Below are 21,159 nucleotides of genomic sequence, written 5' to 3' on the forward strand. Positions count from 1 at the left end.
AGGCTTTGGAGCGTGGGTAACCCGGCAGGACGCCGGGTTAGCCGCGCTCCAAAGCCGGAGTGAGGGCACACCGAGCCTAGGCGAGGTGCCGAGTGTTGGGGAAGCGTTTTTGGTTACTTTTGGCGCTCTTCCAAAAGTGACCCGCTGTAAGAGCGGAACCCTAAGTGGCCGTGACCGCAGCAACGGATATGTACTCGCTAAAAATCCAAAAAAACGGTCGGCCCGAAGGCCGCCACGGAAACAAGCCCCCTCCCACATTGACCGCGTTCTTACTCGGAGTAAGTGGGGTAGTCGATGTAGCCAACCTCACCCCCACCATACATCCCCTCTTCCCGCAGCGGGTTCAACGGCCAGCCCTTGAATAGCCGCTTCGGCAGGTCCGGGTTGGCAATGAACGGCCGTCCGAATGCAATCAAATCCGCCAACCCGGCTTCCACCAGTTTCGCGCCGCGTTCAGCGGTATAACGACCGGCATAGATAATGCGGCCGCTGAAGGTGCTGCGCACGGCTTCACGGAAGCTGTCGGGCAGCACGGGGGCGTTGTCCCAGTCGGCTTCGGCGATGGACACGTAGGCGATGCCCGATTCCTCCAACACCTTGATCGCTTCGATGTAGGTGTGGTGCGGATCTTCTTCCACCAGGCCGATGTACACACGGTCCTGGTCGGTGCCGCTGAACAGCGGCGAGAACCGCACACCCAGGCGCTCCGGCCCGACTACCTTGCTGACGGCTTCGACGATCTCGCGCAAAAAGCGCAGGCGATTATGCAGCGAGCCGCCGTATTCATCGTCGCGCTGGTTGGAATGGGCCGAGATGAACTGGTTGACCAGGTAACCGTTGGCCGAGTGAATTTCCACGCCGTCGAACCCGGCGTCCAGGGCATTGCGTGCGGCCTGGGCGTAGTGCCCGACCAATTCTTCAATCTCGAGCACGCTCAAGGCGCGAGGCACCGGCGGTTGCTTCAATTCACCCTCGCCAGGCCCGGTTTCGATAAAGGCCTTGGCTTGCTGGGCTTGAATGGCCGACGGTGCCACCGGTGCGGCGCCTTCAGGCTGCAAGGCGTTATGGGACACACGGCCCACATGCCACAGTTGGGCAAAGATCACCCCGCCTTCGGCATGCACCGCGTCGGTGACCTTGCGCCAGCCGTCGATCTGCGCCGGGGTGTAGATGCCCGGCGTCCAGGCATAGCCCTGGCCACGCGGTTCGATCTGCGTGCCTTCGCTGACCATGAAACCGGCCGTAGCGCGCTGGCGGTAATACTCGGCCATCAGGTCGGTGGCGATATCGCCGGGCTGCGCGCTGCGCTGGCGCGTCAACGGTGGCAGCACAACACGGTTGTTCAAGGTGTGATGACCCAGTTTTACCGGGGTACTTAAAACGCTGTTAGTCATTGGGGTAATCCAAATTCGGGACGAACAAAAGCATTGGCGACTGTTGCAAGTCGCCAATGATTAGAAGGGTTAATTAACTTATGCGGTGAGTTTGAGCAGCGCCTTGGCCACGTCACTGGAACTGGCAGGGTTCTGTCCAGTGATCAGCAAACCATCTTCGAGCACGAAGGATTGCCAGTCGGCGCCCTTCTGATAGTTGCCGCCCAGTGCTTTGAAATCATTTTCAATCAGGAACGGCACCACCTCGGTCAGGCCCACCGCCGCTTCTTCCGAGTTGGAGAAGCCGGTGACGCGACGGCCCTTGACCAGCGGCTCGCCATTGACGGCCTTGACGTGACGCAAGGCGCCCGGTGCGTGGCAGACAAAACCAATGGGCTTGCCGGCCCGTTCAAAGGACTCGATCAGGGCGATGGACACCGGCGACTCTGCCAGGTCCCACAGCGGGCCGTGGCCACCCGGGTAGAACACGGTGTCGAAGTCGTCCGCGTTGACCGTGTCCAGCTTGACGGTATTGGCCAGGGCCTGTTGCGCGGCAGGGTCGGCGGCAAAGCGGCGGGTCTGCTCGGTTTGCGCGTCGGGCGCGTCACTCACCGGGTCCAGCGGCGGCTGGCCACCGGCCGGGGAAGCCAGTACCAGTTCGGCGCCGGCGTCCTTGAACACGTAATAGGGTGCAGCAAATTCTTCGAGCCAGAAGCCGGTCTTGCGGCCGGTGTCGCCAAGCTGGTCGTGAGAGGTCAGTACCATTAATACTTTCATTTTCCAGTGCCTCGATCAGTGAATGTCAGTGTGTCCAGGGCAACCCAACAGCTGTCGGGTCAGCAGCAACGCCTCATCAAAAGGCGCGGATGTACGGGTGATCTTGCTCATGACGCTGGTCCCCAGCCACAGCGCGTACAGGCGCCGGGCCAGGCTTGCAGGGGCTTGATCGACGTTCAGGGAACCGTCCTCAAGGCCGCGCTGTATGGCGATGGCGAGTAAATCGATAGTGCGCGACGTGCCACGTTCCAGCGCCAGGCGCATGGGCTCTGAAAGGTCTGACACCTCAGCACCCAGTTTGACGGCAAGGCATTTGCCCGCATCGGTGCAGCCGGTCTGGTTGTCGATCCAGGCTTGCCAATAACGCATCAACTTGGCGTGCTGGGATAAGCCGGGCTGGTCGAACAGCTGCTGCATGCCGTGCAGGTAGTTGTCGAAGTAGGTATCGAGCAACACGACACCGAAACCATCCTTGGAGTTGAAGTAGTGATAGAACGAACCTTTAGGCACCTGGGCGGCTTGAAGTATTTCGTTCAAGCCCACCGCAGAGAATCCTTTACGGCCAACAATCAACTGCGCCGTGTCGAGAATGGTCTGCCGTGCACTTTTAGTTTCGCTGTTCATGCTTCACTCCGTCCGATTAGACCAGTCGTCTAGTTCGTTGAGGGAATGTTAGGGGCGGCGCCAAACCCTCACAATGTCATATGCGCAAGGATTCCGGACATGACCCGAAGTGGGTTGCCGTTTACCGGGCACGCGCCGACAATCCACCCTCCCACGCCCCTGGAGACATGCGATGCACAGCGTTGCGCTGATGGTTTACCCGAACTTCCAATCCCTGAGCCTCAGCCTCGGCTCGGTATTCGAGTGCGCGAACCTGCTGCGCGGTGAACCTGCCTATGAGTTTCACCTGGTGTCGGAAAGCGGCGGCGCAGTGATGACGTCGCAGGGGTTTTCGGTGAACACCTCGCCTCTGCGGCCACAAGGCTATGACACGCTGATTGTCAGCGGTTACCTGGAGTTTCGCCTGCCGGAGGCCAACCTGCTGGAACTGGTCAAGGCCGCCTCGGCCCAATCGCGGCGCGTCGCCTCGTTGTGCATGGGCATCTTCGTGCTGGCCGAAGCCGGCTTGCTCGACGGCAAGCGCACCACCACCCACTGGATCCACGCGCCGGCCTTTCGCAAGCGCTACCCGGACATCCGCCTGGAAGAAGACAAGCTGTTTATCGTCGACGGCCAGGTATGGACCGGCGCCGGCATGAGTGCCGGGGTAGACATGGCGCTGGCCATGGTGGAGAACGACCTGGGCAGCGACCTCGCCCGGCGCATCGCGCGCAAGCTGGTGATCGCCCAGCGTCGGGGCAGTGAGCAGTCGCAATTGTCGGCACTGTTGGAGCTGGACCCCAAGTCCGACCGCGTGCAACTGGCCCTGGCCTACGCCCGTGAAAACCTCACACACGACCTGTCGGTGGACGCCTTGGCCGACGTGGCCCGGCTGAGCCCGCGCCAGTTCAGCCGGGTATTCCGCGAAGAAACCGGGCAAACCCCGGCCAAGGCCATCGAATCCCTGCGGGTGGAAGCTGCGCGGGCGATGATGGAAACCAGCCGGCACCCGGTGGAAGTGGTGGCCCGCGAAACCGGCTTCGGTGATCGCGAGCGCATGCGCCAGGCGTTTTTAAGGGCGTTCGGGCAGCCGCCGCAGGCGATGCAGCAAACCTTTAATGCAACACCGCCCGCGTAACCAGGTAACTCATCAACTGCGGATCATCCGCCAGTTCAAGGGCCTGCACCGGGCGCGGCAGGTTATCCAGCACCGAGCGCCAGAACGCCTGGGACACTTCGTCCTGATCATAAAACCGCACCAGCCAATCCGCCTCGCCGCTGCACAGCACCTGGGTGGCGATGGCGCGGCCGATGCCTTTGCGGCGATAGCGCTTGAGGATAAACAGGTCGGCCAGTTCCAAGGCGTCGATGCCCGGCAACTCGCTGCCTTCGATCAGCAGGAAGCCGGCGATATAACCATCGACCAGCAACAGGTTGGCGCTCCACTGCGGGTCTTGCCAGTAGCGCGTCAGGTGTTCGTCATGAATGTAGAAACGGCCGTCCGCCTCGACATCTTCCTGCTCCCAGTCCGACGACTCATAGGCGTAGTACTGGTAGAGATTGCGGATCAACTCGGATTCTTCAGGGCCGGTCTGGATCAGTTCCACGGTAGTTTCAGGCATTGGGCTCTCGGTCAAAAAACGCAGGGCGCCATTGTTCACAAAACCTCGGCGCAGTCCAATAGCGCCACGAACCTTTCTACTTGCTGAACCGATTGCAAATAGCGGCGGCCCCTGCCAAAGCTCTGAAACATTTCGAATAGAATTCGCCGATCTCTACCTTTCCTCAAGGACACGTATTTTGACGAACGTCTGTTCCGCCGGCCTGGATGTGGGCTTCGCCTCCCTGGACTACTTGCAGATCTTCATCCTGGGCGTGATCCAGGGCATTACCGAACTGTTGCCGGTCTCCTCCACCGCCCATATGCGCGTAGTGCCCGCCCTGCTCGGCTGGCAAGACCCCGGCTCGGCGTTTTCGGCGGCCATGCAGTTGGCGGCACTGGCGGCGGTGGTCAGTTACTTCTGGCGCGATGTGCGCCAAGTGACCACGGGCAGCATCAGCGCGGTGCGCCGGGGCGACTACAACGATCAATGGTTCAAGCTGGCCGTGGCGATTGTGTTGGCGACTATCCCGATAGGGATTGCCGGGCTGGTCTTGTCATCGACCCTGAACGCCTGCAATTCGCCGCTGCGCGGGCTGATGGTGATCGGGATTTCCTGCGTGGTGATGGCGGTGTTGCTGGCGGCGGCCGAGCTGCGTGCACGGCATACCCGCGAGGTCAGCCAGATGCGCCTGCGCGATGCGCTGATCGTCGGGGTCGCGCAGATCGGCGCGTTGATTCCGGGCGTATCGCGTTCGGGTTCGACCCTCACCGCCGCCCTGTTCCTTAACTTCAAACGCGAAGAAGCCGCACGCTTTTCCTTCCTGCTGGGCCTGCCCGCCATCGCCCTCGCCGGCTTGAAGGAGCTGTGGGTGCTGCTGCATGCCGATATGCCCGCCCATGCCTGGCCGCATTTGCTGTTCGGGCTGTTGGTGGCCAGCGTCTCGGCGTTCTTCGCGATCTGGGGCCTGATGAAGTTCCTGGAGCGGTTCTCCACCTGGCCGTTTGTGATCTATCGCGCGCTGCTGGGGGTGTTCCTGATTGTGGCGGTAAGTACCGGGCTGCTGAGTTGATACAACCCCCCGTCTCAACCCAGCATAAATCTCATGTGGGAGGGGGCTTGCCCCCTTCCCACATTTGAACTGCTTTGCCTTACAGCCCGCCCGTACGCTCCGCCAGTGCTTCGAGCAGGTCGGCCGACGGCACGAAAAACAACCCGCCGGTGACCGCCGTGCTGAAATCGAGCAAGCGGTCGTAGTTGCCTGCCGGGCGACCGACGAACATGTTTTCCAGCATCAATTCCAGCGGCTCCGGCGAGCGTGCGTAGCCGATGAAGTAGGTGCCGAACTCCCCGGCACCCGGGCGGCCGAAGGGCATGTTGTCGCGCAGGATTTTCACTTCTTCGCCGTCTTCGTCGGTGATCACGGTCAGCGCGCTGTGGGAATTGCTCGGCTTGGCCGCATCATCCAACTCGATATCCGACAACTTGGTGCGCCCGATCACCTTCTCCTGGGCTTCCACCGTCAGGCCATTCCAGGCGGTCATGTTGTGCAGGTACTTCTGCACCAGCACGTAGCTGCCGCCTTCGAATCCAGGGTCTTCGTCGCCAACGATGGTGAAGCCCACGGCCTTGCGCCCCACCGGGTTCTCGGTGCCGTCGACAAAGCCGATGATGCTGCGCATGTCGAAGTAGCGGAAGCCCTGGACTTCATCCACCACCCTCACGCTATCGCCCAGCGCTGTCATCAGTTGGGTGGCGAGTTCAAAGCACAGGTCCATCTGCTCGGCGCGGATATGCAGCAGGATGTCGCCCGGCGTCGACACCGCCATGCGCCCTTCTACACCGAACTCCCGAAACGGGTGCAACGCCGCCGGGCGCGGCGCGCCGAACAAGCGGTCCCAGGCCTGCGAGCCAAAGCCGCAAACGCAGGTCAGGTTGCCCGCCGGCACGCGTTTGCCCACCGAACGCACCAGCCCGGCGATGTCTGCGCACCAGGCGCGCACGCCGTCCTCACTGCCGGGGGCGATGGTGGCGACCATAAAGATCGCGCTACTGGTGATCGGGTGGCAGACGGACTGCGGTTCAAGAGGCGGCTGAACAGAGGAAGTCGGCATGGGGCAAATCCAGGCGAAGGACGAGAGTGAACCCGCGCAGATTAGCAGATCATTTCCGGCACGCCTGCCACACGCCGCGAATCAATGCCTTGAGCTGCAATGCTTCGGCCCAGCGATCACTGATTTCACGCCCGTCGGCGCCAGTGATGGCATAGGGCGGCGGGCCCAGTTCGCAGGTGAAGGACAGGCTGTGCGGGGTGTCGGGGCGGGCCAACCAGTCTTCGATCCCGTAGCGCCACCACGCGGTAAAGCGCTGCACCCAGGCCTGGTGCTGGGGGAAGTCCAGCGACACCTGCACCTGTTCACTGCTGGCCACACGACCATGAAAGCCCCAGCTGTGGCGCAGGATCGTGCGGATCTGTTCATCGTCTTCAACGACGCCGGGCTCGGGTAACTCGCGCCCGACCACGTAATGAGAAAGGTCCGCCAGCAGCTTCAAATCGGGCATCTGCGCCAGCAGGTCGAGGGTGAACAGCAGGTCGTTGGTCAGGCGATAGCGGTGGGTTTCCAGCAGCACCGGAAAGTCCACCTGCTCGGCCAGGCGCTGCCAGCCTTCGATCAAACGGGCGGCTTCGGTTTGGGTGCGCGGGCGTACATCGGCTTGCAGGGTGAGGTGGTGGCAGCCATGGCGGCTGATCACATCCAGTGCCGCCGCCAGGTCGTCGACGCTTTGCGGGAACAACTGGCCCTCGATCTGCAAGCCCCGCGCCGTGGCGGCGGCGTGCAGGCGCGCGACATCGGCGGCTTGCCAGTAGTGATCGGTAATGCCGTCGAAACCGGCGGCTTTGATGCGGTCGAGTTGGGCCTCCATAGGGCCGGGCTCGGTGCGCATCGCCCAGAGGGATTGAAATACCAGGAATTGGCGCATATCAGCCTCGCAGCAGGTGTTTGAGGGACACGTCGGGGTCGGCCAGGCTGGCCGCGTTCAGGGCGATGCGCGCGCTGATCAGCCGTTCGCACAGCTTGATATCCTTGGCCACGCTATTGCCGAGGCCCCAGCCGCAGGCGCCTTGCAGGCGATGGCCCGCGTCGAGGTAGAACAGCAACAGACCCGCGTCCGGCAATGCACGGCTGACGGTCAGCGGCGTGATCACACCCACGGTCTGCAAGCCCCAGTCGTACTGGTCGGACCAGAAGCCGGGGAGCGCTTCGAACACCAGCTCGCGCCCGAGCATGTTCAGTGCGGCATGCCGCCCTTGTGCTTCGGCATTGCGCCAGGTTTCCTGGCGCTGGTACTCGCCGCCGAGGCGAAACTCGCACACGTCACCTGCCGCGTAGATGTCCGGCGCGCTGGTGCGCAGGTGCGCGTCGACACGAATGCCCTGCCCCACCTCCAGCCCTGCCGCCACGGCCAGTTCGATATTCGGTTGCATGCCGATGCCGACCACCACCCGATCGCAGGGCAGCCACTGCCCGTCCACCAGTTGCACCGCCTCTGCATGGATCGACTCCAGCGCCACATTCAAGCGCACGTCGACACCGTGTTGACGATGCACCTGCAGCAGCGCTTCGGAGATGACCGGCGCCAGCACCCTGCCCGCCAATCGTGGCCCGGCTTCGAGCACCGTCACCTCACAGCCCAGGCCACGGGCGGTCGCCGCGACTTCCAGGCCGATAAAACCGCCGCCAACAATCACCAACCGCGCTCCGGGCCGCAACGCGGACTTCAGCGCCAGCGCTTCATCATGGGTGCGCAGGTACAGCACGTTGGCCTGCTCCTGGGGCAAACGCCGCGCCCTGCCCCCGGTGGCCAGCAACAGGCCGGCGTAGGACAGCCACTGGCCGTCGGCGAGTTGCAGGCGGTGCTGCGACGGGTCCAATTGGCTGACCGGGTTACCGGCGATATGTTCGATGCCCAACTCGGAGAGCCGGACGCTGTCGCACAGGCTGCAGCCGGCCAGGTCCATGCTGCCCTGCAACAACCCCTTGGACAGGGGCGGTCGCTCGTAGGGCACGTGCGGCTCGTCGCCGATCAGGATCAGGCGCCCGCTGTAGCCTTCTTCACGCAGGGTCAATGCCGCGCGGCCACCGGCATGGCCGGCGCCGACGATGATCAGGGCGGCGTTCATCATCAAGCCGTGACGGCGAGCAACACCCGCCCCGCTTCGACCCGCACCGGGTAGGTTTTGAGATTGACGCACACCGGCGCGCCGAGGGCCTTGCCGGAGCGGTAATCGAAGCGCCCGTTGTGCTTGGGGCACTCGATCACATGGTCCATCACCAGGCCGTCGGCGAGGTGGATTTTCTCGTGGGTGCACAGGCCGGCGGTGGCGAAAAACTCATTGTCCGCCGAGCGGAACACTGCGTAAGTGTGCGGCCCGTGGTCGAAGCGCAGCACGTCTTCTGCGTCTATTTCGCCCACGGCGCAGACGTCGATCCATTGATCGTTCATGGCGTTTTCTCTTGTTCTTGGGTGGGATTCAGCCGACGGTGGCTTCTGCATGCATTGGTGCACTGGCGGCCGTTTCAGCACGGGGATTGATAGGGCGTTGAACGAAGTAAGTCGGATCGCTGCGCTGCTTCCAGATCGTCGGAAGGATTTCCTTGTACGCCTCAAACAGGTTGGCGTACGGCGGCGGGCAGTCGCTGCGGATCTCTTCGTGCAATTGCTGGAGTGCGTGGTACGGCACCATCGGGTACATGTGGTGTTCGAGGTGGTAGTTCATGTCCATGTAGATAAAGCGCAGCACGCGGTTCATGTAGATGGTGCGGCAGTTGCTGCGGTGGTCGAGCACATCTTCAGCCAGGCCCACATGCTGGGTGAGGCCGAACACGTAGCCGAGCCAGGCGCCGTAAATACTTGGCAGCCCAACCAGCATCAGCGGCAACCAGCTGTGCAGGTACAACGCGGTGCCGATCACCAGCGCATAAATGCCAACCCAGATACGCGCGGCGCGGAACACCTTGGGCCATTCCGATTCGGGGATAAAGTCCGCCTCCTGGGCACTCATCTGGCCGATTGCATGGCGCGCCACACCGCTGAAGGTCTTCCAGGCCAGGGGCAGGTTGAACAGGCTGAGAAACATCATCGGCAGGCTCGGCGGGCGAGGCTCGACGATCTCCGGGTCACGGCCGACGACGATGGTGTCGGTGTGGTGCCGGGCATGGCTCCAGCGCCACACGTGGGGTTCGAAGATGCACATGAAGCTTGCGACCTGGTACAGCACGTCATTCATCCAGCGGGTCTTGAACGCGCTGCCGTGGCCGGTTTCGTGCCAGCGCGGGTTGGACGCGGTGCCGTACAGCACGCCATAGACGAGGAAGAACGGCACGCACGCCCACGTGCCCCAGAACCAGTAGCCGCCGAAGCCGGTGGCGAACAGCGCACTCACCCAAATAGCGGTGTCGAGCAAGGCCGGGCCGTCGCGGCGTTGCATCAGTTCTTTCAGGCGTTTACGGGAAATCGGCGATTGGTACCAACTGGCCGAGACCAGGCCTTTTTCCGCCGCGCGGGCGGCTTCGGGGCCGGTGAGGCTGTAGTCGCGCCGAGCGGTACGAGCGGTGTGTTCAGGCATTGTTATTGTTCTCCGCAAGCGAGAGGTTTCAGGTGCTTTGCGAAACCAACGATAGAGTGCGGCTAAATCACCCTCAAGGCCTTGAATCCATTCCCTATCAAGCTATCATCCAGGCCCAGCGGGGCTTGATAGTTTTCTATCAAGACGCTCAAGGGGGCTGTCATGAACAACAATAAACGCCCGACCATCGCCACCGTGGCCGCCCATGCGGGCCTCAGCGTGGCCACCGTCGACCGCGTGCTGAATGCGCGTGCGCCAGTCAATCCGCAGACGGCCGAGCAGGTGTTCCAGGCCGCCGAAGCCGTGGGCTATTTTGCGGCGCGGCTGATCGGCCAACGCATACGCGAACGCCGGCCGACTTATCGCTTCGGCATTCTGTTGCTGGGCACCGCCCAAGCGTTCTATGCCCACCTGGCGCAGTCGATTGCCGATGCCGCCCAGCATCACGCCACCGCAAACCTGACCTGTCAATTCGACTACATCAACGACCGCACACCCAGCGCCATCGTCGCGCAGATCGAACAACTGGCCGTGCAGTGCGATGCCCTCGCCGTGGTCAGCTTCGCCCACCCGCTGATCAACGCGTGCCTGGCACAGATCCGCGAGGCCGGCGTGCCGGTGGTGGCCCTGCTTTCGGATATTCACGAGCAAGCCCTTGAACCTTATGTGGGCCAGGACAACCACGTGGTCGGCCGCACCATGGGCTGGCTGCTCGCCCGCACCTGTGGCGCACGCAAAGGCAGCGTGGGGATCCTGCTCGGCGGCCATCGCTTTCTGGGTCACCAGGCACGGGTCGAAGGCCTGCACAGCTACCTCACCGAACACGCCCCCGGTCTCAAACCGCTGGAGCCGCTGATCAACCTGGACAACTGCGACATCACCGAAGAAGCCACTCTCGACCTGCTCACCCGCCACACCGACCTGCGTGGCCTGTGCGTGGTGGGCGGTGGCGGCGACGGCATCATCAGCGCCCTCGCGCAACTGCCCAAGCGCCCGGCGTTGTGCTGCATTTTGCAGGAGTCCACGCAGCTGTCACGCCAGGCGCTGAGCCAGGGGTTGATCGATGTGGTGATGGATTCACAGCCCAGGCAGACAGCGAACGCGCTGGTGCAGTTGCTGGTGGAATTGCAGAGTGCCGAGGGGTTTGATCCGGGGCGGCATCGGGTGTATATCGCGCCGCAGATTGTCACCTCGGAGAACATGTGTGCCTGATACATGGAGATCAAAATGTGGGAGGGGGCTTGCCCCCGATAGCGGTGGGTCAGTTAAGTAGATGTCAACTGACACTCAGCTATCGGGGGCAAGTCGAATCGTCGCACCGCCCCTCCCACATCGACCGCGTTCCATTGCTGGCTTGGTGGCGTTTTGTCATGGTTTGTAAAGGGCCAGCAAGGCCGGTCCCTTTTAATTGCAGGACGTTTCCTAGACAATCCTGGCCGCCTTGTGCCTGCTGGAATCGGTGGCTAGTCTGCGGTCCGTCACTGCTCATCAGTGATCGGGTTTAGCAGCCTGACGTCAATAGGCACACGGTTCACATCTGCGTTTATGGTGGCTGTGCGCGGGGCACCTTCGGGTGCGCTGGTTTTCCTATTGACCGGTCTGCTAACCCGCGTACAGCTGCCACCCTCGTTTAGCAGCGTTGGCGGTAGCTCCTTTACTCAATAGGAGTTGCACAATGAATAAAGTCGTCCCAGACCCACCCCACGATCCCGCCAAAGACCGCGCCGCCTTCAACCGCGCCATCGATCACTATCTCCCCACCCAAGGCTTTCACTCCGTCAACGAAGACCTGAGCTTTGAAGATGCCCTGCTCTACACCGCCAGTTTGCTCGACAGTGCGTCGGCGACTGCGCTGGATTGCGGGGAACAGCTGGAAAGCCCGGAGCGGGCGAAGATCTTGGCGGTGTGGCATTTGCTGGAAATTGCCAAAACCACTGTGGATCGCTCCATCAACTGCCTGAAACGCGGTTAGACATGTGGGAGGGGGCTTGCACCCCGATGGCGGTGGGTCAGTTAAGTGGATGTCAACTGACACTCCGCTATCGGGGCAAGGGTATCTACACAACTTTTCAGCCCCTGACAAATCTCCCTGTGGCGAGCGGGCTTGTCCCGCGTTGGGCTGCGTAGCAGCCCCAGTCAAGAAGATCGCGGTGTATCAGATACTCTGTAGAGGCTGGTTTTGGGGCTGCTGCGCAGCCCAACGCGGGACAAGCCCGCTCGCCACACCCGCCCTATCTGCCGCGCTTTCAGCGTTGAGCCAACGTTGTGTAGATACCTATGGTTATCGGGGGCAAGCCCCTCCCACATTTTGACCTTACGCTCCGCGAAAATCCCCGGCACTCAGCCCGAATCGACTCATCTTGTTGTACAGCCCACCGCGCGATACGTTCAGTTGCCGGGCGGCCAGGCGGATGTTGCCGCCGGTGCTTTTGAGTGCGGCGACGATGGCGTGCATTTCGTGGCTGCTCAAGTCTTGGGCAGGCTGGGGTTCGTAGTGGCGCAGCGTGGCGCGCGGTCTGGTTTCCAGGGGTAAGTCGGCCGCCTGGATCAGTTCGCCCGTCGCCAGGTTGGTGGCGCGCTCGATGCTGTTTTCCAGCTCTCGCACATTGCCCGGCCAGCCGTAGGCCGACAGCAGTTCCAGCGCGTCCGGGGAAAAACCCTGTACCGATTTGCGCAGCGAACGGGCGCAGCGCGTGAGGAAGTGCCGTGCCAGCAGCGGAATATCTTCACGGCGCATACGCAGCGGCGGCACGGTCAGGTTCAGTACGTTGAGGCGGTAGTAGAGGTCTTCACGGAACGCGCCTTCGGCCACCGCCTGGCTGAGGTTGCGGTGGGTGGCTGCAATGATCCGTACGTCCACTGGCCGTGAATTTTTCGCGCCGACGCGGGTGATCTCGCCTTCCTGCAACACCCGCAACAGGCTGACCTGAGCGTCGAAGGACATATCCCCAATCTCATCCAAAAAGATGGTGCCGCCATCGGCCAGTTCAAACTTGCCCGCCGACCCGCCCCGGGCCGAGCCGGTGAATGCGCCTTCGACATGCCCGAATAGCTCGCTTTGCACCAGATCGCGCGGGATCGCGCCGCAGTTGACCGCCACGAACGGGCCGTTGGCGCGGTCGCTGGCGTTGTGGATGGCCTGGGCGAACAGCTCCTTGCCGGTGCCGCTTTCGCCGAGGATCAGGGTGGTGGATTCACTGCGACTGGCGATGCGCCCCAGGTGCAGCGCGTCCTGGATCGCCCGCGACGTGCCCTGGATGGTGTCAAAGGTGTAGCGGGCCTGGGTGCTGATGATGCGCCGGGTGATTTCACGGATGCGGCGGTTCTCGCGCAACGACACGATCACCCCGCCCTGCTCCAGCGGGCACACCGAGACCAGGCAAGCGAGCTGGCTGCGGTCGTGCAGGTGGAAGGTGCAATCGAGGTCACGCACCGGCTCACCGCCGCGTAAAAGAATGGCGTCACTCAACTCACTGCGGCCCAGGTGCTGGAAGGAGCTGCCGATCAGTTCCAGGCCCACCCCGAACAGTTGCCGGGCGTAACGGTTGAGCGCCTTGATGCAGCCATGCTCATCGAGCACCACCAGGCCTTCGTTAAGGACTTCGAGCACGGTTTGCTGCTCTGCCAACAGCGCCTGCAGGGCCATTTGGCGGGAGACCGCTTCGGCAGCCGCTTGCACGGTGCCGAGGGTGTGAAAGTGAAACCAGCCGGGTTCGGCGGTGAGGGTCAGCATCGCCAGGGTTTGGCCCTGGGCATTCCTGATCGGCGCGGCGGCGCAGTGCATGCGGCGTTGGCGCAGGCCGCTGCCGAAGTTCTCTTCGGCCAGCACGTACACCAGGCGGTCCTCGGCCAGGGCCAGGCCGGTGCAGTTGGTGCCCTGGACCGATTCGAGCAGGCGACTGCCGACGGGGGTGATGTCCAGCCCGCAGAAATACAGGGTGATGCCATCGGCGTCGGTGAGGTTGATATGGCCCCGAGGGTTGTAGGCCAACAAGCCGTGCATGACTTGCGCGGCGGCGGCGATCAGCACGCGATGGCTGGCCAGGGTGGCCGCCAGCGTGTCGGCGGCGGCGAAGCGGTATTGGCTGTCCTGCGGGTCGATAGCGGCTTCGACGCTGCGCCGCCACGAGTCCCAGATTACCTGCCGCACCTCGGCCGGGCGCTGCACCTGCCCGGCCAGGCACGCGCGCCACGCCTGTTCCAACGCAGCAACGGGGCCGTCGTTCAACGCCGCAGGCCCCAGGGCCGTCAGGTAGTCGAGGTCTTGTACGCTGAACGCCATGCTCATCGGGAGGTATCCATGTTCATGTTTTTGACATGTCAGTATAGGCATGTCATAAAAATGAACACATTTTGTTTATTGTATTTTATAAATCCTTAATTATCAGAGACTTATAAATTGGCATAACCTTTGCTCCTGCCCCTTTGCCAGTCAGGACTGTCCTGCGGCCAACAATAAAAAGGGGTCATTTCATGAGTACACAGAACATCCGCCTGGGTTTGATCGGTGCTGGTCGCATGGGCAGTTTCCACGGCCTGACCGCCGCGCGACACATCCCCGGCGCGACCCTCGCCGCCATCGCCGACCCCACTCCCGGTCAAGCCGCACGCCTGGCAGCCGAACTGGGCGTGGACAAGGTCTACACCGACCCGCAGCAGCTGCTCGACGACCCGGACATCGACGGCGTCATCATCGCCGCCCCCGCCCGCAGCCACGCCGAACTGGTGATCAGCGCCGCCCGCGCCGGCAAGGGGATCTTCTGCGAAAAACCCATGGCCATCACCCTCGACGAAGCCGACCGCGCCATTGCCGCCGCGGCCGATGCGCGCGTGCCGCTGCAGGTCGGCTTCAATCGACGTTTCGCCAAGAGTTTTCGCACTGCCCACCTCGATGTGGCGGCCGGCCGCATCGGCACGCCGCAATTGTTGCGTTCGCTGACCCGCGACCCGGCACTCAACAACCCGGCCAATTCGCCGCAATGGGTGATCTTCCTGGAAACCCTGATCCACGACTTCGACACCCTGCGCTACCTCAACCCCGGTGCCGAAGCGGTGCAGGTGTATGTGATGGCCGACGCACTGATCGCGCCGGAATACAAAAGCAAAGGTTTCCTCGACACCGCCGTGGTCGCGATCCGCTTCGACAACGGTGCCATCGCCACCGCCGAGGCCAACTTCCAGGCGGTGTACGGCTACGACGTACGCGGCGAAGTGTTCGGCAGCGCCGGCATGCTGAGCATGGGCAGCCTCAACGACTCCGACCTGGTGCGCTACCTGGCCCAGGGCATCCAGGCCGACACCCAGCGTATGGACACCGACCTGCTGCGCGACGCCTACATCGCCGAACTCAACCACTTTGTCGACTGCCTGCGCAGCGGCGCCAAGCCCATGGCCAGTGGTGAAGACGCGCGTGCCGCCCTGGCGATCGCCCGCGCCTGTATCGAGTCGTTCGAAACCGGCAAGGCCGTGGCCGTGCAGGGAGCCCGTTGATGAGCCCGTTCAAACTGGCGATCAGTGCCGAGATGGTGTTTCTCGACCTGCCCTTCATCGAGCGCGTGAAGCGCATCCATGCACTGGGTTTCAGCGCGGAGATCTGGAATTGGACCAATAAAGACATCAGCGCCCTGGCCGCCACCGGCGCCGATTTCACCTCGATGACCGGCTATATCAGCGGTACCCTCACCGACCCCGACGGCATCCGCCAACTGCTCGACAGCGCGCGCGAATCCATCGGCGTCGCCGAGCGCCTGAACTGCCCCAGCCTCAACCTGCACGGCACCGGCCTGGGGGACGGCGGCCTGCCGGTGCAGCCCGTGAGCCAGACCACCGGACGCATGTGGCTGAGCGCGTGCAAGGCGCTGGAAAAAATCGCGCGCCTGGGCGAAGACGCCGGTCGCGTGTTCCTGCTGGAAAACCTCAACACCGAGGTCGACCACCCCGGCACCCCGTTCGCCCGCGCCGACGACACCCTGGCGCTGATCGAAGCCGTGGGCAGCCCGCACCTGAAAATGAACCTGGACCTGTACCACGCGCAGATCGGCGAAGGAAACCTGATCGAGCTGATCCAGCGCGCAGGCAGCGCCATCGGTGAAATCCAGGTGGCCGACGTGCCCGGACGCAAGGAGCCCGGCACCGGCGAAATCCACTACCCGGCCATTGCCAGGGCCCTGCACGCCATGGGATACAACGGCGTGGTCGGCCTCGAAGGCTGGGCCAGCGGCGACAGCGAGTTGGCCCTGGAGCGTTTCCGTCAAGCGTTCACCCTATAACAATAAAAGGAACACCCTCATGCATCGCTATTCATTGCTTGTTGCTGCGTTTTTACTGCTGTTCAGCCAATGGACCTTCGCCGCGTATCGCATCGGCGTGAGCATCGCGCGGGTCGACGATAACTTCATGACCTACGTGCGCACCGGCCTGGAAAATGCCGCTAAACAACAGGACGTGCAGATCCAGTTCGAAGACGCCCAGGGCGACGTGGTGCGCCAGCTCAACCAGGTCGAAGGCTTTCTCAACCAGAAAGTCGACGCCGTGATCGTGCTGCCGGTGGACACCGCCGCCACCGCCAACATGACCCGCGCCGCCGTGGCAGCCAAGACGCCGCTGGTGTACGTCAACCGCCACCCGGATGAGCGCACCTTGCCCAAGGGCGTGGTCACCGTGGCGTCCAACGATATCGAAGCCGGGCAATTGCAGATGCGCTACCTCGCGGAAAAACTCGGCGGCAAAGGCAATGTGGCGATCATCATGGGCGACCTCGCGCAGAACGCCACCCATGACCGCACCGAAGGCGCCAAGCAGGTGCTCAAGGACTTTCCCGGCATCAAGGTGGTCGAGCAGCAAAGCGCCGAATGGCAACGCAGCAAGGGCATGGACCTGACCAGCAACTGGCTGCTGGCGGGCACGCAGTTTGATGCCATCGTCGCCAACAACGATGAAATGGCGATTGGCGCGGCCATGGCCTTGCAACAGTCGGGCAAGGCCAAGGGTGAGATCGCGATTATTGGCATCGACGGCTTGCCCGACGGTTTGGCGGCGATCAAGCGAGGCATGCTCACCGCCTCGGTGTTCCAGGACCCCAAGGCCCAGGCCACGCAAGCGGTGCAGTCGGCGATCAAGATGATCAAGGGCGAGCCGATCGAGTCGGAGGTGTGGGTGCCGTTCGAGCTCATTAAGCCGGAACAGGTGGCGGTGTTCGAACAGCGCTACAAGTAAATCGAAGATAAGGACATCCAAATGTGGGAGGGGCTTGCCCCTTCCCACATTTTTTACAGTGCAGGCCTTCAGTCCAGGTCACTTGCGTCATGCCGCTCGGGCAACTGTTCCTCGCCCGACACCCGATTCACCCGCCGCCCACGCTGCACCGCAGGCCGCGCATCAATCGCGTCGGCCCAGCGCTGTACGTGCTTGTACTCGTGCACCGACAGAAACTCCGCCGCCCCATACAAGCGGCCTTTGACCAGCCCGCCGTACCACGGCCAGATGGCAATGTCGGCGATGGTGTATTCATCCCCGGCAATGTATTCGCTCACGGCCAGGCGCTGGTCCAGTACATCCAACTGGCGCTTGGTTTCCATGGCAAAGCGGTTGATCGGGTATTCCATCTTGCTCGGCGCATAGGCATAGAAATGCCCGAAGCCACCGCCCAGGTACGGCGCGCTGCCCATCTGCCAGAACAACCACGACAGGCACTCCGCGCGGGCAGCAGGCTCGGTGGGGAAGAAGGCGCCGAACTTCTCGGCCAGGTACTGCAGGATCGCGCCGGATTCAAACACACGAATCGGCTGGGCGCCGCTGTGGTCCATCAAGGCCGGGATCTTGGAGTTCGGGTTGACCGCGACAAAGCCGCTGCCGAACTGGTCGCCGTCGCCGATCTTGATCAGCCAGGCGTCGTACTCCGCGCCGCTGTGCCCCAGGGCCAGCAGCTCTTCAAGGAGGATGGTGACCTTCTGCCCGTTGGGCGTGGCCAGGGAGTACAGCTGCAGCGGATGCTTGCCGACCGGCAATTCCTTTTCATGGGTGGCACCGGCGATGGGGCGATTGATGCTGGCGAAGGTGCCGCCGCTTTCGGCGTCCCAGGTCCAGACTTTCGGGGGTACATATTCGGTCATGCTTACGGCTCCAGAAGCGTTTGCGATCAGCGAAGCGCTTGAGACTAAACCAAAGACGGGTGGTGCGTCACACTCCCCGCCGCAGCGTGCCGGGGCACCTGCACTCGCAGCGCGATCAACAAGGCCGCCAGCAGCATCAAGCAACCCGCGCCCAGAAACACCCCGTCGATGCCGGTGGCACTGAACATCGCGCCCCCGCCCGCCGCACCCGCCGCGATGGCCGATTGCACCGAAGCGACCACCATGCCGCCGGCACTTTCGGCCTGATCCGGCACCGCACGCGCCACCCAGTTCGACCACGCCACCGGCACCCCGCCGAAGGCCATGCCCCACAGCGCCAGGAGCAATGCCTGACCCGGCAGTGACGCAGGCAGCAACACCAGGGCCAACGCAGCGACGCCCACCAGGACCGGCATCAACACCAGGGTGCCCCGGGGGTTGCGCACCAGCAACCACCCGGCCAGCAGCGTGCCGACAAAATTCGCCGCGCCGAACCCCAGCAGCATCAACGCCAGCCCCTGGGTGCCGACCCCGGTGGCGCTTTCCAGAAACGGGCGAATGTAGGTAAACAGCGCGAAGTGCCCGGTGTGCACCAGCACGCAGCCGAACATGCCGATGGCAATGCCGGGGCGCAGCAGTACATCAAGCACGGTGCGCAGGCGCGCGGTGCCGCTGGGTGCCAGGCGCGGCAGCGTGAACAGCTGGAAGGCCAGGGTCACCACGCCGACGGCGGCCGCAGCCACAAATGCACTGCGCCAGCCATACAGGTCCCCCAGGTAGCTGCCCAATGGCACCGCGACCACGGTACCCACCGCAATGCCGCTGAAGATGATCGACAAGGCACGCGGCAGCAATGCCGCCGGTACCAGGCGCATCGCAACGGCCGCCGCCATGCTCCAGAAACCGCCGAGGGCAATGCCCAGCAGGATACGCATCAACAACAGCACCAGGAGGCTGGACGAGAACGCCACCAGCAGGTTGGACGCAATCATCAGCGTGGAGAAACCCAACAGCACCAGGCGCCGGTCGATGCCGCGCGTCAGGCCAGGCACCAGCAAACCGGCGAACAACGCCACCACCGCCGTAACCGTGACCGCTTGCCCGGCCAACGCTTCCGACACGCCCAGGTCCAAGGCCATCGGCGTCAGCAGGCTGGCCGGCAGGTACTCCGCCGTGAGCAGGCCGAACACGCCCATCGCCAGAGAAAACACCGCCATCCAGGCCGGCGTGGTCGGTTCTGCCCTGCCATCGACAGGGGCATGGGACACACAATCATTCATCACAGGACATCCTCAGGCATTTACGTGATGGCCAGTCTAGGTTTGCCCTTCAGGATGATCTATGATTCAAACCCTTGAGTTCTTGACCGAAACCCCGAACATGCCAGCCGACAACGCATTCACCCTGTCCTCCGAGCTGATCAATGAGCTGCTGCGCAGCATGCGCCTGCGCGGCGTGCAGTACCGGCGCATCCAGGCCGGGCCGGTGTTCGGCATCAGCTTTGCGGCCAAGCCAGGCCATGCGTATTTCCATTTTCTGGCCGCCGGCTGCGCGACCCTGCGCCTGCACGACGGCAGCCTCTTTGAGTTGTCGGCCGGCAATGCGGTGTTTATCGCCCACGGTGGCGCCCATGCGCTGCTGTCCAACCCGGATGATCCCGTGCAGGACATCGCCAGCTTCGACGCTGCACCGCTGGGCGATACCGTGTGCGCGGTGAATGCCTCGCCCTTTGCTCCCTCCAGCACCCTGCTGTTCAGCGCCTGCATGGAGTTCGAGCTCGACAGCATCCAAGGCCTCGGCAACCTGATGCCGGCCTTGATGCTGATCGACGCCGGGGGCCAGCGTTACCCCGGCTTGATGCCGATCCTGGCGGTGATGGAACGCGAAGTCTCCAGCGCCCGCGTCGGTTATGCCGGCATCCTTGCGCGCCTGGCCGATGTGGTGGCGGCGATGATCGTGCGGGGCTGGGTCGAGTGCGCCTGCGCTAATGCGTCGGGCCTCGCGGCCGCGTTGCGCGACACCCGCCTGGCCGGCGCCCTGCTCGCCCTGCACCAGCAACCGGGACGCGACTGGAGCGTGGCCGAACTGGCGGCGCACTGTCATACCTCACGCTCGGTGTTCGCGGATCGTTTCCAGGCGACCCTGGGGGTACCGCCGCTGCGTTACGTGACCGAGCTGCGCATGCGCCTCGCCAGCCAGTGGCTGACCCTTGAGCGACTGCCCATCGAAGAAGTGGCGTACCGCCTCGGCTATACCTCCCAGGCGGCCTTCAGTCGCGCCTACAAACGCATCACCGGGCAACCGCCGGGCGCCAGCCGCCAAGGCTTCAGGAGCCCGGCATGAGGACATCCTTGCCGACCGATTGGGCAGTGGGTGGAGACGTAACGGCCATTGCGCAGGATGACCGAGTAACCTTAATCTCTTGAGCCCATCACCCTGATAGCAGTGGAGGCTTCATGAAACTGGTCGGCATGCTGGACTCGCCTTACGTACGCCGCGTGGCAATTTCCCTGGACCTGTACGGGGTGGATTTCGTGCATGAACCCTTGTCCGTGTTCCGCACCTTCAACGAATTTGCGCAGATCAACCCGGTGGTCAAGGCCCCTACCCTGGTGCTGGACGATGGCACGGTATTGATGGACTCCAGCCTGATCCTGGAGTACCTCGAAGCCCTGGCCCCGGCTGACAGGAAGCTGCTGCCCCAACAACTGGCGGCACTGGCCAAGGACTTGCACGTTCTGGGACTGGCGCTGGCAGCCTGTGAGAAGAGCGTGCAGATCGTCTATGAACACAACCTGCGCCCGGCCGAGAAACTGCATGCACCGTGGCTTGAGCGCGTGACCGGCCAATTGCTCGCGGCCTATGGGTTGCTGGACAAGCAACTGGGCGACAGCGAAGCACTGACCCAGGCGTCGATTACGGCGGCGGTGGCGTGGTCGTTCAGCCAGTTCACCGTGGCGTCGGTGGTCAAGGCGGATGCGTTTCCCAACCTGCAACGGCATACCGAAAGGCTGGAGCAGCATCCGGCGTTCAAGCGTTACCCCATCGAATAAGCGACACAGCTT

At 63.1% G+C, this 21,159-nt stretch carries 20 protein-coding genes and 1 pseudogene; 9 read left to right on the forward strand and 12 right to left on the reverse strand.

Translation table 11 applies throughout. The annotated features are described in order from the left end of the window. Positions 1-269: 269 nt before the first annotated feature. From HDC32_RS25315 to HDC32_RS25325, 3 genes and pseudogenes are all read right to left on the reverse strand, one after another. Complete coding sequence (locus HDC32_RS25315; RefSeq protein ID WP_184745990.1) at positions 270-1,394, reverse strand: alkene reductase; 1,125 nt, start codon at positions 1,392-1,394, stop codon at positions 270-272. A gap of 78 nt (positions 1,395-1,472) precedes the next feature. After that, positions 1,473-2,150 (reverse strand): type 1 glutamine amidotransferase domain-containing protein, encoded by a 678-nt coding sequence (locus HDC32_RS25320; protein WP_145338738.1) that lies wholly within the window; start codon positions 2,148-2,150, stop codon positions 1,473-1,475. Then, a pseudogene (locus HDC32_RS25325) lies at positions 2,147-2,774 on the reverse strand (TetR/AcrR family transcriptional regulator). Before HDC32_RS25325 ends, HDC32_RS25320 begins: the two are co-directional and overlap by 4 nt. A 172-nt stretch (positions 2,775-2,946) precedes the next feature. On the opposite strand from HDC32_RS25325, the gene HDC32_RS25330 reads away from it, so the two are divergent. After that, positions 2,947-3,891 carry a GlxA family transcriptional regulator gene (locus HDC32_RS25330; RefSeq protein WP_053128789.1) on the forward strand — a complete coding sequence of 315 codons (945 nt, stop codon included), beginning with the start codon at positions 2,947-2,949 and terminating at the stop codon, positions 3,889-3,891. Here the strand turns inward: HDC32_RS25330 and HDC32_RS25335 are convergent. Then, positions 3,869-4,375, reverse strand: a complete 507-nt coding sequence (locus HDC32_RS25335) for a GNAT family N-acetyltransferase (RefSeq protein ID WP_184745992.1) — start codon at positions 4,373-4,375, stop codon at positions 3,869-3,871. The two genes, HDC32_RS25330 and HDC32_RS25335, sit on opposite strands and share 23 nt — an antisense overlap. Positions 4,376-4,553: 178 nt before the next feature. Here HDC32_RS25335 and HDC32_RS25340 point away from each other — a divergent pair, with 178 nt between their 5' ends. Next, positions 4,554-5,426 carry an undecaprenyl-diphosphate phosphatase gene (locus HDC32_RS25340; RefSeq protein WP_184745994.1) on the forward strand — a complete coding sequence of 291 codons (873 nt, stop codon included), beginning with the start codon at positions 4,554-4,556 and terminating at the stop codon, positions 5,424-5,426. Between the two features lie 79 nt (positions 5,427-5,505). On the opposite strand, the gene HDC32_RS25345 is transcribed toward HDC32_RS25340, so the two are convergent. Genes HDC32_RS25345 through HDC32_RS25365 form a run of 5 tightly spaced genes read right to left on the reverse strand, consistent with a single transcriptional unit; the run spans position 5,506 to position 9,983 of the window. Next, a complete protein-coding gene (locus tag HDC32_RS25345) occupies positions 5,506-6,468 on the reverse strand; it encodes a Dyp-type peroxidase (RefSeq protein ID WP_184745996.1) in 963 nt (320 codons plus the stop codon). Between the two features lie 49 nt (positions 6,469-6,517). Further along, the gene (locus HDC32_RS25350) at positions 6,518-7,336 is read right to left on the reverse strand and encodes a sugar phosphate isomerase/epimerase (RefSeq protein ID WP_184745998.1); all 819 of its coding nucleotides are present in this window, start codon (positions 7,334-7,336) and stop codon (positions 6,518-6,520) included. Between the two features lies 1 nt (position 7,337). Next, entirely contained in the window at positions 7,338-8,537 is a 1,200-nt protein-coding gene (locus HDC32_RS25355; protein ID WP_184746000.1) for an NAD(P)/FAD-dependent oxidoreductase, read from the reverse strand. Between the two features lie 2 nt (positions 8,538-8,539). Next, entirely contained in the window at positions 8,540-8,860 is a 321-nt protein-coding gene (locus HDC32_RS25360; RefSeq protein WP_184746002.1) for a MocE family 2Fe-2S type ferredoxin, read from the reverse strand. 28 nt (positions 8,861-8,888) lie between these two features. After that, positions 8,889-9,983 (reverse strand): fatty acid desaturase family protein, encoded by a 1,095-nt coding sequence (locus HDC32_RS25365; RefSeq protein ID WP_184746005.1) that lies wholly within the window; start codon positions 9,981-9,983, stop codon positions 8,889-8,891. A gap of 162 nt (positions 9,984-10,145) precedes the next feature. Here HDC32_RS25365 and HDC32_RS25370 point away from each other — a divergent pair, with 162 nt between their 5' ends. Both HDC32_RS25370 and HDC32_RS25375 read left to right on the forward strand, forming a co-directional pair. Continuing rightward, on the forward strand, positions 10,146-11,195 hold the full coding sequence (locus tag HDC32_RS25370; RefSeq protein WP_184746007.1) for a LacI family DNA-binding transcriptional regulator: 1,050 nt from the start codon (positions 10,146-10,148) through the stop codon (positions 11,193-11,195). Positions 11,196-11,658: 463 nt separating this feature from the next. Next, positions 11,659-11,955 carry a DUF6124 family protein gene (locus HDC32_RS25375; RefSeq protein ID WP_074846082.1) on the forward strand — a complete coding sequence of 99 codons (297 nt, stop codon included), beginning with the start codon at positions 11,659-11,661 and terminating at the stop codon, positions 11,953-11,955. 342 nt (positions 11,956-12,297) lie between these two features. Here the strand turns inward: HDC32_RS25375 and HDC32_RS25380 are convergent, their stop codons facing one another. Continuing rightward, positions 12,298-14,271 carry a sigma-54-dependent Fis family transcriptional regulator gene (locus HDC32_RS25380; RefSeq protein ID WP_145338748.1) on the reverse strand — a complete coding sequence of 658 codons (1,974 nt, stop codon included), beginning with the start codon at positions 14,269-14,271 and terminating at the stop codon, positions 12,298-12,300. A 185-nt stretch (positions 14,272-14,456) separates the two neighbouring features. On the opposite strand from HDC32_RS25380, the gene HDC32_RS25385 reads away from it, so the two are divergent. From HDC32_RS25385 to HDC32_RS25395, 3 genes are read left to right on the forward strand one after another with little or no spacing between them, the layout of a single operon-like run. Then, complete coding sequence (locus HDC32_RS25385) at positions 14,457-15,473, forward strand: Gfo/Idh/MocA family oxidoreductase (protein WP_131700755.1); 1,017 nt, start codon at positions 14,457-14,459, stop codon at positions 15,471-15,473. After that, a complete protein-coding gene (locus HDC32_RS25390; RefSeq protein ID WP_090405851.1) occupies positions 15,473-16,252 on the forward strand; it encodes a TIM barrel protein in 780 nt (259 codons plus the stop codon). Before HDC32_RS25385 ends, HDC32_RS25390 begins: the two co-directional genes overlap by 1 nt. 19 nt (positions 16,253-16,271) lie before the next feature. Then, a complete protein-coding gene (locus tag HDC32_RS25395; RefSeq protein WP_053139452.1) occupies positions 16,272-17,198 on the forward strand; it encodes a sugar ABC transporter substrate-binding protein in 927 nt (308 codons plus the stop codon). 68 nt (positions 17,199-17,266) lie between these two features. On the opposite strand, the gene yghU is transcribed toward HDC32_RS25395, so the two are convergent. Next, positions 17,267-18,094 carry a glutathione-dependent disulfide-bond oxidoreductase gene (gene yghU, locus HDC32_RS25400; RefSeq protein WP_131700753.1) on the reverse strand — a complete coding sequence of 276 codons (828 nt, stop codon included), beginning with the start codon at positions 18,092-18,094 and terminating at the stop codon, positions 17,267-17,269. A 44-nt stretch (positions 18,095-18,138) separates the two neighbouring features. Continuing rightward, on the reverse strand, positions 18,139-19,374 hold the full coding sequence (locus HDC32_RS25405; protein WP_095186022.1) for an MFS transporter: 1,236 nt from the start codon (positions 19,372-19,374) through the stop codon (positions 18,139-18,141). A 100-nt stretch (positions 19,375-19,474) separates the two neighbouring features. Between HDC32_RS25405 and HDC32_RS25410 the strand changes: the two genes are divergently transcribed. Together HDC32_RS25410 and HDC32_RS25415 are read left to right on the forward strand one after the other, a co-directional pair. Beyond that, a complete protein-coding gene (locus tag HDC32_RS25410) occupies positions 19,475-20,437 on the forward strand; it encodes an AraC family transcriptional regulator (RefSeq protein ID WP_131700768.1) in 963 nt (320 codons plus the stop codon). A 113-nt stretch (positions 20,438-20,550) separates the two neighbouring features. Further along, positions 20,551-21,147: a glutathione S-transferase gene (locus HDC32_RS25415; protein ID WP_184746009.1), complete on the forward strand. Its 597-nt coding sequence runs from the start codon at positions 20,551-20,553 to the stop codon at positions 21,145-21,147. The last annotated feature ends 12 nt before the right edge of the window (positions 21,148-21,159 follow it).

Source organism: Pseudomonas sp. JAI120, from assembly GCF_014207255.1.
Classification (GTDB): domain Bacteria; phylum Pseudomonadota; class Gammaproteobacteria; order Pseudomonadales; family Pseudomonadaceae; genus Aquipseudomonas.